Source organism: Photorhabdus akhurstii, assembly GCF_019090985.1.
Taxonomy (GTDB): domain Bacteria; phylum Pseudomonadota; class Gammaproteobacteria; order Enterobacterales; family Enterobacteriaceae; genus Photorhabdus; species Photorhabdus akhurstii.
The window spans coordinates 1,019,205-1,037,776 of record NZ_CP020335.1 but is presented as its reverse complement, the minus strand read 5'-3'; the positions used below and the strand labels follow the sequence as shown (position 1 = coordinate 1,037,776).

12 protein-coding genes and 1 pseudogene are annotated in these 18,572 nt (G+C 39.1%); 7 read left to right on the top strand and 6 right to left on the bottom strand.

The annotated features are described in order from the left end of the window. Nucleotides 1-54 precede the first annotated feature (54 nt). The 6 genes and pseudogenes from B0X70_RS04445 (at nucleotide 55) to B0X70_RS04425 (ending at nucleotide 4,572) form a co-directional block, all read left to right on the top strand. The gene (locus tag B0X70_RS04445; protein WP_217470974.1) at nucleotides 55-2,133 is read left to right on the top strand and encodes an ABC transporter permease; all 2,079 of its coding nucleotides are present in this window, start codon (nucleotides 55-57) and stop codon (nucleotides 2,131-2,133) included. A gap of 15 nt (nucleotides 2,134-2,148) precedes the next feature. Then, complete coding sequence (fbpC, locus tag B0X70_RS04440; RefSeq protein ID WP_217470973.1) at nucleotides 2,149-3,204, top strand: ferric ABC transporter ATP-binding protein; 1,056 nt, start codon at nucleotides 2,149-2,151, stop codon at nucleotides 3,202-3,204. Nucleotides 3,205-3,256: 52 nt separating this feature from the next. Then, a pseudogene (locus B0X70_RS25900) lies at nucleotides 3,257-3,412 on the top strand (replicative DNA helicase); the annotation flags it as partial. A 59-nt stretch (nucleotides 3,413-3,471) separates the two neighbouring features. Then, nucleotides 3,472-3,861, top strand: coding sequence for a type II toxin-antitoxin system RelE/ParE family toxin (locus tag B0X70_RS04435; RefSeq protein ID WP_217470972.1), 390 nt, complete (start codon nucleotides 3,472-3,474; stop codon nucleotides 3,859-3,861). Continuing rightward, nucleotides 3,851-4,180, top strand: coding sequence for a type II toxin-antitoxin system RelB family anti-toxin transcriptional regulator (locus B0X70_RS04430; RefSeq protein ID WP_065390143.1), 330 nt, complete (start codon nucleotides 3,851-3,853; stop codon nucleotides 4,178-4,180). The genes B0X70_RS04435 and B0X70_RS04430 overlap by 11 nt, the downstream gene beginning before the upstream one ends. A gap of 80 nt (nucleotides 4,181-4,260) precedes the next feature. Continuing rightward, nucleotides 4,261-4,572, top strand: a complete 312-nt coding sequence (locus B0X70_RS04425) for a helix-turn-helix domain-containing protein (RefSeq protein ID WP_105396049.1) — start codon at nucleotides 4,261-4,263, stop codon at nucleotides 4,570-4,572. A 50-nt stretch (nucleotides 4,573-4,622) separates the two neighbouring features. On the opposite strand, the gene B0X70_RS04420 is transcribed toward B0X70_RS04425, so the two are convergent. The 6 genes from B0X70_RS04420 to B0X70_RS04395 all read right to left on the bottom strand — a co-directional run bounded on the left by B0X70_RS04420 (nucleotide 4,623) and on the right by B0X70_RS04395 (nucleotide 16,800). Continuing rightward, entirely contained in the window at nucleotides 4,623-4,817 is a 195-nt protein-coding gene (locus B0X70_RS04420; protein WP_217470971.1) for a type II toxin-antitoxin system HicB family antitoxin, read from the bottom strand. A 105-nt stretch (nucleotides 4,818-4,922) separates the two neighbouring features. Continuing rightward, entirely contained in the window at nucleotides 4,923-9,341 is a 4,419-nt protein-coding gene (locus B0X70_RS04415; RefSeq protein WP_217470970.1) for a Tc toxin subunit A-related protein, read from the bottom strand. A 48-nt stretch (nucleotides 9,342-9,389) separates the two neighbouring features. Beyond that, complete coding sequence (locus B0X70_RS04410) at nucleotides 9,390-12,278, bottom strand: Tc toxin subunit A (protein ID WP_217470969.1); 2,889 nt, start codon at nucleotides 12,276-12,278, stop codon at nucleotides 9,390-9,392. 134 nt (nucleotides 12,279-12,412) lie between these two features. Beyond that, the gene (locus B0X70_RS04405; protein ID WP_105396046.1) at nucleotides 12,413-14,731 is read right to left on the bottom strand and encodes a hypothetical protein; all 2,319 of its coding nucleotides are present in this window, start codon (nucleotides 14,729-14,731) and stop codon (nucleotides 12,413-12,415) included. A gap of 405 nt (nucleotides 14,732-15,136) precedes the next feature. Continuing rightward, nucleotides 15,137-16,111, bottom strand: coding sequence for a threo-3-hydroxy-L-aspartate ammonia-lyase (locus B0X70_RS04400; RefSeq protein WP_217470968.1), 975 nt, complete (start codon nucleotides 16,109-16,111; stop codon nucleotides 15,137-15,139). A gap of 68 nt (nucleotides 16,112-16,179) precedes the next feature. Then, a complete protein-coding gene (locus B0X70_RS04395; protein WP_036808325.1) occupies nucleotides 16,180-16,800 on the bottom strand; it encodes a TetR/AcrR family transcriptional regulator in 621 nt (206 codons plus the stop codon). Nucleotides 16,801-17,037: 237 nt separating this feature from the next. Here B0X70_RS04395 and B0X70_RS04390 point away from each other — a divergent pair, with 237 nt between their 5' ends. Then, entirely contained in the window at nucleotides 17,038-18,261 is a 1,224-nt protein-coding gene (locus B0X70_RS04390; protein WP_217470967.1) for a Tm-1-like ATP-binding domain-containing protein, read from the top strand. The last annotated feature ends 311 nt before the right edge of the window (nucleotides 18,262-18,572 follow it).

Here is an 18,572-nt window from a genome sequence, read left to right as displayed (position 1 = left end):
AGGATAGCTTCTTACTGCTGCTACCACACAATAATAATAAAACGGAAGGAAATTATGTCTCACGCCTTTACCCTGCCTATCAGACAAAAGCAGGATGCCGTGTTCTGGTGGATTGCTCTAATGTGGCTGGCTTTCGCGCTTCTGCCATCATGGAGCCTGGACTACGGCCTTTTCGAATCTACTCAAGATGAACTCTTCGCCGCTTATGGCTGGAATGGATTAAACATCGGCTTACTGTGGTTCCTGCTGCCCTCAGTGCTGCTGCTACGTCCACTGACACCAGCAAATCGCAATCAACGTAACCGCCACTATTTTGATGCAGGTTATGCTTTATTATGTGCGCTATTTGTCGTTATCAGCGCAGCGATTATTGGTCGTGGGCTAGGCTACTCGACGATTTTCCTATTTATCTCGCTGGGCGCGATTATCACTCTAGCCCTGTCTCGCCTTGAGTGGCTAGGTGGTGATAGTTTTGTTATCGGCTCATTAGTCACGGTTATTGCCCTCATCGGCATATTTATCCTTTATCCGAGTATTGCCATCTTTATTCCGATGTTTACGGATGATGCCGGTCAGTTTGCCCCATTTGCGTTTATATCAATTCTGGGGCAGGCACATATTATTCAGGTTATCATCAACTCTGTTCTACTCTCGCTGGCGGTTGGCGCAGGTTGCACCTTCTTCGGACTGGTACTGGCAATTTATACCGCCAGAATCGCCCGCCGCTCTGCCATTATTGGCCGGGTATTCTCCATCTTACCTATCGTCACCCCGCCTTTTGTTGTCGGTTTAGGCGTCACATTGATGATGGGCCGTTCCGGTTATATCACTGAATTTATGGCAAACTGGTTTGGCCTAACCAACACCAACTGGCTGTATGGCTTTACCGGCATCTGGCTGGCGCAAGTTCTAGCCTTCACACCAATGGCGTTTATGATCCTTGATGGCGCCATCAAAACCATCCATCCCTCATTGGAAGAAGCTGCCTATACTCTGCGTGCCAATCGCTATCAGACGTTCTTCAATGTTTTTATCCCGCTGTTGAAACCGGCACTGGCGAACTCTTTCCTGATTGTCATTGTCCAGTCGCTGGCAGATTTCAGTAACCCACTGGTACTGGGCGGTAGCTTTGACGTACTGGCGACCCAGATCTACTTCTATATCACCGGTTCTCAACTCGACTATCAAGCCGCCAGTACTCTCGGCGCTTCGCTGCTGGTTTTCTCGCTACTGGTCTTCTGCGTTCAGTATTTGTGGATTGGTAAACGTTCCTATGTCACGGTTTCCGGCAAATCCTACCGTGGTGATGTACAACCGTTGCCAACTTCACTGGTTTGGGGTGTCTGTGCCATCCTGTTTATCTGGGTTGTATTCAACATTCTATTGTACGGCAGCATCTTCTACGGCAGTTTCACCGTTAACTGGGGAGTGGATTACACCCTGACCTTGGATAACTTTATTAAACTGTTCGGTCAAGGGATGAACGACGGCGCATGGCCATCATTACTGGATACCTTGCTCTACGCCGGTATCGCTGCCCCTATTACCGCTATTTTGGGTTTGCTGATCGCCTACATTGTTGTACGCCAGGAATTTCGCGGTAAAAAAACCATTGAATTCACTACCATGCTATGTTTTGCCGTACCGGGTACCGTCGCCGGGGTTTCCTACATTCTGGCCTTCAACGATTCACCTTTTTATCTCACCGGAACTGCGGCAATCGTCATTATCTCCATGACTATGCGCAATGTACCGGTGGGTATCCGGGCAGGTATTGCCGGTCTTGGACAAATTGATAAATCACTGGATGAAGCTTCACTCAGCCTACGTGCCGGATCGATGAAAACCATCTTCCATATACTGTTACCCTTACTACGCCCGGCGATTTTATCTGCACTCATCTATAGCTTCGTCCGTGCGATTACCACCGTCAGCGCGATTGTCTTCCTGGTTACACCAGACACCCGCGTAGCAACCTCTTATATTCTGAATCGAGTGGAAGATGGTGAATACGGAGTTGCTATCGCTTATGGCTCGATCCTGATTGTAGTTATGCTGGCCATTATTTTCTTATTTGACTACCTGATTGGCGAAGCGCGGATTTCTCGTTCCAAAGCCAAAAATACACAGTAATCACGGAGTGACGACATGACACAACAAAATTTTGTCGAACTGAAAAATGTAACCAAACGGTTCGGTAGCAACACCGTGATCGATAATCTGGAACTATCTATTCCACAGGGACATATGGTCACACTGTTAGGACCCTCCGGCTGCGGTAAAACCACCGTATTACGTCTGGTTGCCGGGCTGGAGAAACCTAGCTCAGGTAAGATTTTCATTGACGGTGAAGACGTCACAGATCGCTCTATTCAGCAACGAGACATCTGCATGGTATTTCAGTCCTATGCCCTATTCCCGCATATGTCGCTAGGGGAAAATATTGGCTACGGGCTGAAAATGCTAGGACGGCCTAAAGCCGAGATACGGGAACGGGTTAAAGAGGCGCTGGAGCTGGTGGATTTAGGCGGCTTTGAAGAGCGTTACGTAGACCAAATCTCCGGCGGTCAACAACAGCGTGTCGCTCTCGCTCGCGCACTGATCCTCAAGCCTAAAGTGTTACTTTTCGATGAACCGCTGAGTAACCTTGATGCCAATCTGCGTCGCAGTATGCGCGAGAAAATCCGCGAATTACAGCAGCAATTTAATATTACCTCGCTATATGTTACTCATGATCAAAGTGAGGCATTTGCAGTTTCCGATGCGGTACTGGTGATGAATAAAGGTAAAATCATGCAAATTGGCACGCCACAAACACTCTATCGCCAACCGGCGTCTGAGTTTATGGCAAGTTTTATGGGAGACGCCAATATCTTCCCGGCGACTTTAGGTACTGATTATGTTGAGATTTTTCAATATCGCCTGCCACGGCCAGCAAACTTTACCACCAACAAACAATCGGTAACGGTAGGCGTCAGACCGGAAGCAATTACCCTGAGCCATCAAGGTAATACCAGCCAACGCTGTACCATTAGTCATGTGGCTTACATGGGGCCACAATATGAAGTCACCGTCGATTGGCAAGGGCAAACTCTGCTATTACAGATTAACGCTACCCAATTGCAACCCGATGTTGGCGATAATTATTATCTGGAAATTCATCCGTTTGGGATGTTTATTTTGGCAGAGAAAAGCAGCGGTTAATTTGATTGCAAAAAATCCTGACTTTTAGATCAATAGGCCGCCAAATGGCGGCCTATATAATGAAAATACAGACACGAAAGGAATAGCTGAGGTCATCACAGGTAAGCAGCGCAACAACCTGATAGGTACGGTTTGACTGATGTTTAACGGTCAATGGTCTCGATTTGATAACTACTCTGACCTAGCTTATATAGATAATATAGATTAAAACTTGCACAATGCTATAGCAAAGATTACTATAATAAAAATTACCATTTCGGGGATTTCGTGGCTATTTACTTAACAAAACTTTTTAATAAAAAAGCCAAAAAACTAAAAATCACCACAGATACCTTACTTAAAGCGGCGTCTGAGGTCATGAATGGTGTATTTGAAGCTAATTTAGGCGGTGGTGTTATCAAGAAGCGGGTTCCTTTAAAAGGCACGGGTAAAAGTGGTGGCACACGAACTATCATCTTCTTTAAAAGTGGAACTAACCTGTTTTTTTTCGATGGCTGGTCAAAAAGTGAAGTCAGCGGAAAAAGAGCTAAGGAAATCGAGGACGATGACTTGGAGGGTTACAAAGACGTTGCCGCAGAACTTCTAAAGTATGATGATAAAAAAATAAAAAAAATGCTCGAACTAAAACTTTTGGTAGAGGTGAAAGATGAGCACTAAATTGGACGAAATGCTTGGCTTTGCAAAAGAGCTAGAAGAGGCTGGTATTTCTAACGGTGATTTAACCAAAAAACTTGAAGCTAGAATTCAAGTTCGCAATTTAAGTAAACATATAGCTAAAGCTCGCCCGATGTCTGGCGATGAAATCAAGAAATTACGCGACCGTTATAACATTTCTCAAGCTAGTTTAGCTCTGGCGCTTAATATGACGAAAGAAAGCGTATCAAAATGGGAGCGTGGTGAAATTAAGCCCAATGGGGCAGCATTAAGAATGCTAAACCTCATTGATAAACAAGGATTGAAAATTATCACCGCTTAACATAACCATTAAAGGTACCTTTCGGGGTACTCTGACCGCTGACAAACCTCGTTTAAGGCACTGATACAGGAGCGGAAATTATGAAAATGCAGACTTTTGAAAGCGTATGGGACGCGATCAGAGATACACCAGAGCAGGCCGAAAACATGAAGATCCGTGCGCAACTAACGAATACGCTCAACGCATGGATAGCAAAACGGGAATTTACCCAAGCTGAAGCCGCCAAAGTACTGGGGATTACCCAACCCCGTGTTTCAGAACTTGCCAGGGGCAAAATACAGCTTTTCAGTGTGGATAAGTTGATTGCGATGATGGCTCATGCTGGTGTATATATCCGGCATATCGAGATAAGCGAGCCGGAAGTCGCTTTAACCACATTACCCGCCGTTTAACTCTCTCAAAAGTGAGATCCAGCGCTTAGCACGCTGAATTTCACTTTTACTTAAAAGCCCCTGATTTCATTACCTCTATACAATTTGTAAGGTTCTATGCCATCTTTTTTCAGCTCATCGACGCTATATACGTAAAAGTCAGCGCCACCACTTAACCCGACAAACTCACCACGAAACATCTCGATTTCCGGGTCAAAAGTGATCACAGCCACATGGCCGTCAATTTTTAACGTATTGTTTATCATGATCTAATTCCTAACCAAAATAACAAGAACCTGGCAAATAATAAAAATAAATTTACCAGATTCCTAATTAAATATTAGATACAAAAACAGCGACAAATAAACGTATTATTTAAGCAATTCTCTTACCTGACCAGCAAATGCCTCTCCGCCATCCTTCGCGGTATAACATACATGCAAAATAATATCTGTCAAATTATCCAGAATATCTCGCTGTATACTGTCTGTTGCCGCTGATGGGAAGGTGAGTTTCCAGTCAGAAACCGCCCCCGTTCCTTCAAAAGGTAAATAGCGATCATCACCGAAATTAAGATTAAATGTACCGCTATCATTAATCCCTGATGAAAGTGCAATTTGTTGACTCGCTCTCAAATTCGTAACAATTTGTTTATTATCGCCCTCTTTATTTGAAAGTAAATATTTCACACCATTAATATCCGGCGTTTTCAATGTATAACTTTTGGTTTGAGTTAAAGTCGCTTTAATATCCTGATAAGGACCAATTAATGTCGGCAGCGTGACCGATACAGAAGTGATCTGGCGTAAATAATGCCCGGCATAATCCTGATCAAATAATTTCTCATTCAGTATAAATGTAATTCCTTCACCGGTTTTAAGTTCAGATTGAATATCTTGCCATTTTTTCGTATCAGACAATAGATTTTTTAACGAGATCGTTTTAGTTAACTCTAAACGACGTTCATTACGATTCAAATAAGCCGATTCCATTTTCAATAGATTCAGTTTAATCTTTTCTCCGACCAACAAACCATTATGATTATCGTCCCAACCATTTTGTACAATAAATTGTGTGGAAAAATCCCCCATTTCATATTGCCAACATGCTTGTGCATTTAAACATAGCGAAAGCACTGCATCGTAAGCCTGACGATATAATGACATCATCTGATCATTCAGCCATTGATAAAGCGAAGATTTCGTTACCCTGGTCACAGTAAGAAACTGATACATATCCTGCTCTTTTTGCAGTTGTGCCTGAGACTGTTGTAATGTTGTATTCGCGGCGGAAATTTGCGCCTCTTGCTGTTCAATCTGTTTTTTCAACATTTCCAGCTCACTTTCCGCCTGTTTATATTGAATCTCCCACTCTTCACGTCGCCGGTTATAACTGGCTTTAACACTCAATGCATCACTTGCCATTTGCATCATTAATGATGCCGTACGTGTAATACCGGCGGAACAAACAAGCGGCATATGCCATCGTTGTCCACCAAATGACGTTCCCGCAATGCTAGGTATCAGCGAGGCGGCACCGGCGGCGGTTAACATTCCTTCCTCAACAGAAGAAATAATTTTTGCCGTACCTTGTAAATTCAAGGCGTTGGTTTCATCTGTAGAAATGTTTTCATCATAAAGCGCCTTATAATGATCAATCCGTTGTTGTATTGTCTGCTGACTTTTTAATAATGCCTGTTTCCCTTTTTCAGCGATTGTGACAGCATCTTTCTGCAATGAAATGGTAAAAACAGCTAACTCTTTCAAATGTAATTGATTCAACTCTTCCTGTTCCGCACGATCTTTATGTTCTTGCGCACTCAAGAGTAAATCACCAAAATGACTTAATGTATCTACCGCATGATAAACACTGGGTAATAATGCCCGGAAACGATAAGGCGGTATATTCAAAATAGCCGTACTACCTGCTGCTAATAATGATCCACCGTTCGCCAGTAAAGCGAGCAAATTTTTCGGATCGACAGGTGTTGCATATAATGGTAGCGATAAAGGTTTACCATCTAAAGTTAAATTATGGCGCAAATTATAAAATCTGCTGGATAAAATATCCCAATACCACAGTAAATCATTATTCAAAGGCACTCTGAATATCGCATTATCCACCGCCGTATGAGCACTGACTTTAGTCGCTGGAAGATCAATTAATATATCAGGATCAAGATTACTCTCAAATTCGCGTAATTTATTATTCTTTGAAGAGGTGACATCTGCCAATTCAATCGGTAGCCAATGACTGACTAAATCAAAATCAGGTCTGGGGCCAAGTAATTGCTGTGCTTGAAGATAGCGTAATTTAGCATTATTAAGTCCGTCATTGGTCAGAAAGCGATAAAAACTATCACCGAAATCAATTAAGTTCTGCACATACATTTGGAATATGGCTTTCTTATAATGTACCGGATCGGCATAAGCTATCGCATCTGGATCTTGTAATCCTTTTAGTTGTACTGAACTATCTTGAGAAACCTCTAACAGGCTGCAATTCCAATAGCTTGGGCTACCATTAGCCTTATTTTTTACTCCTGGATTGAAAATATAGTGTAACCAGTTTTGAGCATCCTGATATTGTTGTGAAGTATTGAGTTGATACGCAACTAAATAAGGCACATGGAAGAAAAGCTCCCAGAAATAAATACTATTTGCTCCGTTAAGCGCTGAATCATTATTTTCATCACTCCCCGGAATAGGCGGCTCTTTAATATGTTGCGCCTCCCAACTCAGTACATCAGCAATAGAGTGGTTAGCCCGCGCAATAAGTTCCTTGCCAAATAAGGTATTTAATCTGATAGATCGATATTTAAATTGTAATTCAGTAATGTCCAAATACTGTGCTTGCGTTTTTTTATCATAGGCCAACAGCAAATGAGGATAAGGCGTTTTACTTAGTTTAATTTCATAATAGTTATAACCTAAATCCGCATCTTCACCCTCTTTCTTATAACCTAATTTTAAAAATACACTCGGATCATTACCATTTATTTCATCGAGATCAAGTTCTACAGTAGGAATAATACTCTTTCCATTGAGTAATTGGCGTTCTGAATATAACAGACTATCGCTCCCTCCTTTAGTATGCCATAAACAGAAATCAGCCTCCCGATAACCGGAATGATCAATATCTACTTTTGGCGTTCCCTCTCCAGAAGCAACAAGTTTACCACCAGATTTATTGAGTTCTGAACTAAATACTTTAGCTTCTTTTAGTCCAGACAGCGGTACTTCCATTTCTTTGGCAAAATGATAAGTATTACCTTGCTTTTGTCCCCATTCAGAGAAATTAACGTTCAACTCAGGATAACCACTCTGACTAGAATTAAACATAATATAAAAATAGTCACCTGACCCATAACTATTATCATTAATAGTCACCGCGACAGAAACGGTTATTTTTCCATTATTTTCTTTTGCGCCATCAGCAAGTGAAATATTAACCTTTCCTGCTTCACTAGATTTACTTTTAAGATCAATATCACATGCTACAGATTTAATAATCTCTTTCCCAATTGACAAACTATTATTACCACTGAGACGCAGTTTTCTACTACCCATTTCAGCAAATAGGTTCATTTTTTCTGTCGCAAGCCCAGGATAACTTCCTGACTCCTGATAAACCGGTTTATCAACTAATTTGTATGCATCCCCAAAATAGGCTGACAACATATTTGATTGTGTAAGATCTTCCGTAGAATTAGATTTAATCTGTTGATAAATATAGAGATCTAATGACTTATCACCAACCAGAGGCACAGGAACTTCGTTAAATAGTAAATTACAGGAGTAAGGATAGCTCTCTTCTCCTGATGTATTATTTTCTGTTTTTACTGACTTATAAATAGCAGAAATAACTAATACCGGTTCAGCTCGCAAATCCATTAATGCAATGAGTTCAAAACCATCATTAACTTTACTCTTATCGCTGGTAAAAGTACGTAATTTATTTGGCAGACTCCATTCACCATTAAATTTTCGATATATCAAATTAATACTATAATAATTTTTTTCTTCTTTATTATTATCAACTTCATGTGCCAACCAAACGATATGAAGACGACCATCAATAACAACTGGCCGGATCTTAATCACTTCCCCAGTAGCAGGAATACTAATTTTCTCCCATTCTTTCCAAGCGGTAGGATTAATGACATCTTGCATATTTCGATTAGCCATATTCAACGATCGCCAATAATATTGACCTGGCGTAATATTCATCTTACCAATAAAATAATATTCAGCTTGAGCGGGAGATAATTCTTTAGTCGTATTGACATAGCCACTCATTAACTCTAAGTTACTTATTTCTTCAAATTTATTTAAATAATTCAACATAACTTCTTGAACAACTTCATCACTCAACTTCCCTTTATTTAAATTATCCTCCAACTCTTTAAAATCACTTGTTTTACCCTGGCGTAATATAGGACTAATATAATTCTCTGGATAATTCCATAACTGTTGAAAACCAGCCCAAATATTATATTGACTTAAAATATCACTCCATTTCTCTACTCTATCTTCATATTGATAATCATACCCAGGTTCCATGTTAAGCATAATGCCATTAATATATTGCTGAATACTGGAAATCGCTTGTGCAACGACACTGGTATTAACCTGACTAGATACCTGATTATCAATCAGTAAATATTGATATAAATCATCCGGCGTTTTTAAATCGGGTGAATTAGCTGTTTTTGAAATATGCCCTAAGTAATAACTAACCAATCCATCACGAACATTCTCAGCTAATTTTTTAGAAACAATATTTTTCATATCCTGAACCTCTATTAGAAATTTTTTATTCCACCATGAAAACTATATTTACAGAGTTGCTACCATCATTGTGCCAACCTGTTTATAATCCTCATAAGAGGAATGAGTATTGATATTTATCGTCGCTAATAATGAGCGCATGGAAAGAGCCATTTCCTCAGACCAAACTTTAAGTCTCATCATGATATCTATTTCAGCTAATGTTTTTACTGTATTCTCTTCCTTGCCAATAATATATGAATTAGCTAATAACACCTCATCACTCTGCCATGACAATAGTTCAGTTAATATTTTCACCATATTAGTTTTATCGTTACTTTGATTATTCTTATTGACTAGTTCCAAATAACGCAATATTTTATCTTCCGCGTTATCTAAAGAGGCAACTAATTGCATCCAATCTCGGTAGCGACTGAAATAATAAATAACCGATAAAGAAAGTTGCGTATTCTGGCAGCCAAACCGTTCAGGATGTTCAGAAAAATGATTCAACATCACAGTACTCAATTGGAACGTCTTAATCACTGAAATATATCGCGATAAGTCATACATCAGTATCAAATAATCCTGACTGATCACCTCTGGTTGCAAATTCTTCTTATCAAACAGTTCAAATGACTTCAATAAAAAATCATAACTACTTGAGCCAATCCAATTTAAAATAAATAAAGGAAATGGTTGTGATAGCTGAAATGCATTTGCCAACATACTGGCTGATATTGCATTTTGTGCGGATTGAGTTTGAGTAATAATTACAGCCCATTGCTCAGTAATAGATACTTTGACTTTATCATCAAGTAATATACTTTTTATCGCTTTATTAATTTCATCACTAATATTAATATCAGGTTTAACCAAACCATATTTTTGATGAGATACTGCGTTTAAAATAGTTTGACGTGGAGTTAACCAATCAATCAAATCACCATTATTATCCAATATAGGTAAAATATTTTCCGACAAACTTTCCAGTATTAAACTTTCTGAATTACGATGCAATCCAACTTGATTAATAAAGGCCACCTGTGCCGCATTTCCAGTCATAACAACTTCATTAGATGGTAATAAGAATAGTTGAAGAGTACCAACAGATAATTTATTTATTCTCAACCATTCTGTAGCCTGCTCGATTGCAATCATAATATCCAGTATATCTGTTTGTCTATTATTTCCTGATTGCGATAAATAAGGCATACCCGCGACCTGTTTTAATATTTTATTTCCACCTATCAGCGTTAAAAGAACCACACCTTCTTGTGGTGTTAACCCCAAAATTCTCGACAATCGCACAATGCGATAAAACGCAGAAATAACAGCAAGTGAACATGTTAAACTCTTTTTACCAATCGATTCAGCAACTAATGGCGCTAATAGAGCAAAATCTTTCGCTTCAATTTTCAAGCCAGCACATAACTTGCTAATAATCTTATCATCCTGTTTTGTTTCCGAATAAAACTCACGATCATCAATTACCAATGGCGTATCAAATAACGAAGATGAATTGAAAATCTGATCGAAGAAAGGAATGGCTGTACCCGTCGAAAAAGGGGTAATTTGATATATCAACGCGGCAAAATCATCAGGTGAAATATGATATTTTTTACTCCAATGATGAAAAATTCCTAACATACGTAAGGTATTATCATTCATCTGTAATTGTTTATTTGCATCCCCTTCTGCCCGCATCGTCGAAGTTACCAATAAATCAATTTTATCTACCGGTAAATTAACCCATTTCCACAATCGTATCATGCGATTTAATCTATCAAAGCGTTCATGATTTACACCAGATAGTTTATTTACCTCTTGCGGTAAATTACCACTTGAAACAAATTCACGATACAAATGTAAGAAATCACTCTCTTTTGCATTTGGCCCATTAATAAAAACGGCGCCATAACTATAAGGAGCCTCAGGTATACCTAAATTAAGCACATTTTGAGATAATCTCACATTATTTTGCTCTAATGCAGCTTCCTTATTTGTAGATATTCCTTTTATACATAATAATTGCTCAACCTCTGCGACAGAAAGAGTTGTTTGTCTAGTAAAAGTTGATAACAATTCAAGTAACTCTGCATTATTAACACCGTAATTATCCTGATAGAATTGGCTATTAGAGGGGTTCAATGGCTCATTAATTATCTTTTGCTGATAAATACCTAACTGGTTTGCTAAAGGTGCGACAAATTCTCCATTAGCAGTATTCAGACTGGATTTCAGAAAATAAGGATAACTCTTGTCTGTCTGTTGCATCATTTCCAAACAAAAAAGTTTTTTATTATCAAACGTTAGATTAATTTGGTTTTGCGCATAATCATAAGGGAGTTGGAATGGATAACGTACATTAGCCAAAAGATCATAACTGGATAAATTGGTCTTTCCTTGCTGCTTTAGCATAGCTTCCAAACGTTGACTTAGCATAGTATTAACCAATGACAGTGTTGAAACCTCTTGATTAATACTGACTTCATCCAGCATTAAATGCGCTAAATCAGAGCGGCGATCATCCATTTTAATGGCCTCACCACCCGCGTTGGATTCAATATCCATCGCTAATTTATAAATTTCTGCTAAATAAGCAACCGGTGAATTATTTGCTTCCGGTGAGCCATTTGGACAATATTGCTGCCAGTTATCCTGAAATAAGGATTGATATTGAGGACCTTCTTTTAATGAAAGCGAAGAATAACTTCTGGCATATGTATTATGAGTATAATGCTGCTGGCGAAATTTACGGGCTATTTGTATAGCATAGCTGTTTGCTGTATCATAAATACCTGCTGCCTGATGATCTGAATTATACTTCTCTACAAATAGATTACGGGGCATTCTTATAAGATCAAAAATAGATTTATAACCTAATTCAATTATCTTATCAGTAAAGTTATATTTATTACCTATTTTCTTTAGCAACGGGCTGATATCATGATTCATAGGATTGCCTTTATTTATTGGAAATATATGGATGGGTGTTTTATCTAAAAACGATAATAGGCTTGAGAACAGAGATGCAATAAAGAATAAGAAGTTTATTGCATCATCTGATGGTTATTAAAAACAGTTAGTTATCAACTGATTTTCGGCTCCAGTGTAATCAGAGCATAGCCCGCACGATTGGGTTTATTTTTATGTGTCACTCTGAGTAAAACAATTTCCGAACGAGTAATATCATTTGGCGCAGTATAAGTTGCAGTATACTTTTCGATGTCATTACCAAACTCATCTTTTGTAACTTCTGGTTCACCTACCTTAATATTTCCTCTTTCTGGCATGAGGCTCCATTCACTTGGAGAAGTCAAATCATTACCGACAGAAGAGAACTTCATTACGGCATCAGGTGTTAATAACTCTTGATTATAGCTAGGATCAATCCTGAACTCACCTTTCGTGTTTTTACTGATAAGCAAAATATTAACTTTATCTAAATCGCCATTATCAGCAACAGCCGTCACCGTAACCATATTATATCCGGCAGGGAAAGCAGCTGGAGGCGTATATTTTCCATTCGCATCAACAACACCATAGCCAGTACCCGTTTCCACACTCCAATTCACTTTCTTATTGCCATAAACAGTAAAATTGGCTTCCTTATTAACATCATTCTCATTGATAACAACAAAAGAAGGACTAACCGATACAGAAGAGGGCAACAGAGTGACAACCGCTGAAGCTTTAGCGTTCGTTCTTGAGTCTGTCGCAGTAATTGTCACAATTTGACTATTTCCTTTTATCTTAGACGGTGCCGTATAATCTCCCGTATTAGCATCAATACTTCCCAATTCCGCTGGAGTGATGGACCAATTTACCGTTGCATTGGTGTTGGTTGTAAATTTATGCTTAGTTTTCACTGGCATAGTTAATTGAAGATCATTGATTTTAAAAGCAGTTGATGTTGGAGAAATATCACCAAATAGCACCATATCCCCAGGCACATACACCTTATCAAACTCAAGATAATTGCTTTCAGGGAACAGAAGGTGATTAACTGCAAATAGACTTATACTATTTAACTTAATTTTAGATACGTTGGCTAAATCCGTTTCAACGGCGCCTTTAACAATTTCCGCTGTTTTATCAATAAACTGTGATTGAAAATCAGGGCCTATAAGACTTCCCCAACCAGATGGGCCTTGTTCATCATATTTAACACCCATTCCATAATGTGATTCCAACTTAATTTCATCATTAGATATAACTGTAGGTGTAATATCTATCGATCCATCAACATAGAAATCAATTTTCGATTTATCATAATAACCAAGTATGCCATCTTTCATAATACCCACTTGCTGAGCAAAATGATAAGATTGACCATTATTACTTACTCCAGAAAAGATAATTTTTTCCCTCTCAGGTTTAATATACATTCCAGAATAAGGGATTTTCACCTTCTCTGGCCAAATATTAGTGGCACCATTATATTTAACCAATCCCGTCCATACTGTATAAGATCCTTTTTCATATTGTACAGGTTTATCACTTTCAGAATATCCGTTTTTTATATTCAAATATTTGGCTGAATCATTTTGTTGACTATTGAGACTGACCAGCTCTAATTCTACTCCTGTAGAACTCGGTAATAAACTCTCATATTGCGGTTTAAGAATATTCTCAAAAAGTGTCTTATTACTGATAATTAGCATCGCAGAACGATTATCCGGTATCAAATAAGGAAAATTACTTGAGTTAGTTGGTAATACTCCGCCGTTAGGGTTATAGTGTGTTGCAATAAATAACAACACCGCCCCATGACCATAATTATCAGAACTACGTAAATTAGCATCGGGTGCAGGTTGGGTTCTAATTTTAAACATTTTTGGAACCAGTCCAGCCGTATTATCCAGCTTCAAAATACCTAACTCATAAGTTACATCATTATTTTTAAGCCAATTACGGAAAAACTCTTTTACTTCTGCTGGCGCATCGTCAATAACATTGACTACACTCAAATCTCCTTTTTTAAACTCAACAACAACTTTTCCATCATTACCAACAGAGCCTGTTCCCGCAATCAAATTTACGGTTATCGTCATATGGTAATCATTATTCGGTGTAATTCTTTGATAATTCTTTACTCTACCATCATCATAAAGTTCTACTATCGTACCAGAAATAAAATTTAATTTTACCGTTGCCTGAGAATCTTCAATTGATGAATTTTCAAAGGAAATTAACGGCACTCCCAACGTCAAATTATCAAATTTTATCTTTTTATTTCCACTTTCCCAGCAAATAGGAGAAAAATGTGTACCTTCACTCACCTTTCTTACATATTGCTGTTCAAACAGCATATTTATTTTAGTTCTATCATAGGCAGCAATAATATCCCATCCAAGAGTCTTCGTTTTCCCACTAAAATCATTAACAATACTATTTTCTGTAGTCATATAATCACCTATGTTTGAAGTTATGAAAAACATGTTATTAAGGTAGGCGTATTAGATAATAGCTACCGCCATCATATTAGTTCAATAATATGAAATTAATCACCAGGATAATTTATATTTGCTCTCTATTACCAACTTAGGCATAAGTTGAAGAAAAAATATATATTATCCAATACATCCAAATAGATTGAGAATTAATTAGGATGCATATGATTAATATAACATGTATCAATGTGAATATAACATAGGAAAATATTCACATAAAATATGTAGCGGCCAATATATAATATTAGCCCTACAATTAATATTTAAATATAACAAATCAATAACTAAAGAATAATAATTACACTACAAAACACACATTATAAGCTTTGTGAATATTAAAGCCCCCTTCTATATGGCTCATTACGTCTTAGGTTGTTTTGACAGCAAAGCACAATAACGCTCAATATCCACGTTACCGCCACTGACAATGATCCCTACCCTTTGGCCTTGTAATGGCTCACACATTTTGCGGGCAGCGGCAAAACTCAGGCAGCCGGTCGGTTCGACAATCATCTTCATTCTTTCCGCATAAAAACACATTGTCTCCACCAGTTCCTCATCAGAAACGGTGAAAATATCATCAACATTCTTTCGAATAATATCGAAAGTATATTGCCCAAGATGTCGAGTTTGCGCCCCATCAGCAATGGTTCTAGGCGTATCGATATGAACAATTTTTCCCTGACGAAATGATTGTTGAGCGTCATTACCGGTTTCCGGCTCCACACCATAAATTTTACATTCAGGAGAAAAATGGCGGGCAACAAGCGCGCTCCCTGAAAGCAATCCTCCGCCACCGAGACAGACAAACAACGCATCCAATCCCCCAACCTCTTCAAACAGCTCTTTTGCCGCGGTTCCCTGCCCGGCAATAACGTGCGGATGATCATAAGGAGGAATTAAGGTCAACCCGTGCCTTTCTGATAATTCCCGGCCAATTTGTTCACGATCGTCCGTATAACGATCATAAAAAACGATTTTACCGCCATAACCTTCGGTTGCCGCTACCTTAGCCGCAGGCGCATCGAACGGCATAATGATTGTCGCCGGTATATTCAGTATACGAGCCGCCAATGAAATCGCCTGAGCATGATTACCCGATGAATAAGTCACAACCCCATTGCGGCGCTGTTCGTCACTAAATTGTGATAACGCATTAAAAGCACCACGAAATTTAAATGCTCCCATTCGCTGATAGTTTTCACACTTAAAAAATAACTTAGCGCCAGTCATTTCATCAGCAGTACGGGAAGTCAGAACCGGCGTACGGTAAGCATAACCTTCTATACGCCGGGCAGCGGCAATAACATCATCATAAACAGGGATATTTTTCATAGGAATAACCGCAAGTTATACGAAATAGCAGACAAAATATCTACGCCAGAAAAATCTATCAAGAATAACTATAATTCAGAATCTCTGTGCGCCTGATTAATAATTGCTTTTGCCATCCATTTAGTGATCTCAATAATTTCTTCATTATCCATCTGCCAGATATCTTTCATCACCAGAAAGACTTCAGAACCATAAATCAGGGAAAAAGCACGAATGACATTTTCCAAAGTATCCGGCGGAAAATGCCCTTTTAATGGCTCAACAACCATTGCCAGGATATCTTTACGATGCCCACGAACCAATTTCTTTTCCTGTTTATCCTCAGATAAACGTCCCTGAGCCCATTGCTGCAAGGAAACTAACAGAGCTGCTCGTAACGCGCCTTCATGTTGAAACATGCGAGGATAGGCAAAATTCAACAACTCAATAATCCGCTCCTCAGTTTTTTCACTGGCCGGTTTCCAGGTAAGAATCGGCCCAAGGCTAGCGCCAACAATTGCATCAATTAAATCACTTTGAGTCGGAAAATAGCGATATGCCGTTGCCCTGGAAACACCAGCATGCATTGCCAATTCAGAAACCGAAGGTATCGCCCTCTGTTCAAAAAGTTCCAACGCCACATTTATTAACAATGTATAAGTTTTTTTCCGAGTACCGGTAAAATGAGTTTTCGTCTTCGAGTCCATCATCCCCCACAACTCTTTCACAGTAAAAATCGCTACATTAACACTTATGGTTAAAATATTTTTTCGCTATCATCACTCTACTCAACTATCTACAAAACGATCAAATTGATTCAGCCTATTTATGGATAAAATGAGATGACAGTCTCAATTTGATAATATAACAGTGATACTTGAGTCTCATCTTGACTATAATCTGTCCATGAATGAGTAGTCAGCACCAGGGAAGTATTCATAATTATAATGAAAAAAAACCAAGGCTATGTTTATATCGCTACTATTTTTGATACCAAGCGCGCAGAAATTTTCTACGTCAGGGATCTGATCAAAAAAGCTGGCCTTGCTGTTCGAACTGTGGATTTGACTACTCAATCTGGCTCACTGGAAAGAGGTGCCGATATTACGGCCCAAACAGTAGCAGAGCATCACCCTCGAGGTAAAGAAGCCGTTTTCTGTGGTGATAAGGGGAAAGCCATTTCCGCGATGTCAGTTGCTTTTAATCTCTTTTTATCAAAACAAACTGATGTTTTAGCAATCCTAGGTCTGGGAGGTTCCTGCGGTACAGCACTGATCACGCCGGCAATGCAATCTTTACCCGTAGGTATACCAAAACTTATGGTTTCTACTATGGCCTCCGGTGATGTTTCTGGCTATGTGGGTGTTAGCGATATATCCATGCTGTATTCAGTCACAGATGTATCCGGTCTTAACCGTATCTCTCGCCAAGTGTTAAAAAACGCGGCCAACCAAATCGCAGGGGCAGTCTATTTTCATGAAGAGAGCAATATTGAAGATAAACCGGCTATTGGTCTGACGATGTTTGGTGTGACGACACCTTGCATACAGTTATTAACCAGAGAGTTGGAACAGCAGTATGATTGTCTGGTTTTCCACGCAACCGGCAGCGGTGGCAAAACAATGGAAAAACTAGCCGAAAGTCGTTTGCTTCACAGTCTACTGGATATCACTACCACTGAAGTTTGCGACTATCTGTTTGGTGGCGTTCTTGCCTGTGATACTGACCGTCTGGGGGCAATAGCCCGCACGCGAATACCTTATATCGGTTCTTGCGGAGCGTTGGATATGGTGAACTTTGGTCATCTGAGCACTATCCCAGAACGCTACAAATACAGGCAATTTTACCGTCACAATTCGCAAGTAACATTAATGCGCACCATACCCGAAGAGAATCGGCAAATGGGAATTTGGATCGCTGAAAAACTCAATCAGTGCGAGGGAAAAGTAAAATTTATTATTCCAGAAGGTGGTTTTTCCGCTCTGGATATTAAAGATGGGCCATTCTGGAATCCTGACGCTAATCAAGCATTTATCCAGGCTTTTGAAGCTACATTGATAGAAACGGAAAATAGACAACTAATTAAAAGCCCTCATCATGTGAATTCACCTGACTTTTGCCAACAGGTGATCAACGAATACCGGCAAATGATGGCTTGGCATCAGCGCTAATACTGTTGCAAAAACAACACTGACACTGAAAGATTATATACAACTAATTAATGACTAGGCAAAAAGTTGCCAAAAGAGGGCATTCTAATGCTATTGTTCTATCAGTGACGAATTTACGACGTGTCTGTTGGAACGTTGTACTAAAAGAAATTAAAGCAGTTCACTATTCGTGTTCTAAAGGGAAGCCATAAGAACTTCCTGTTAATAACCTTGCTGTAAAATGTTAGGAGTTAACAAACTAAATTAAAACATAAATACACCTGCTTTGTTTTCTCCCTTTCGGAGCTTATTTCCGTCAACACCAGGCTCCT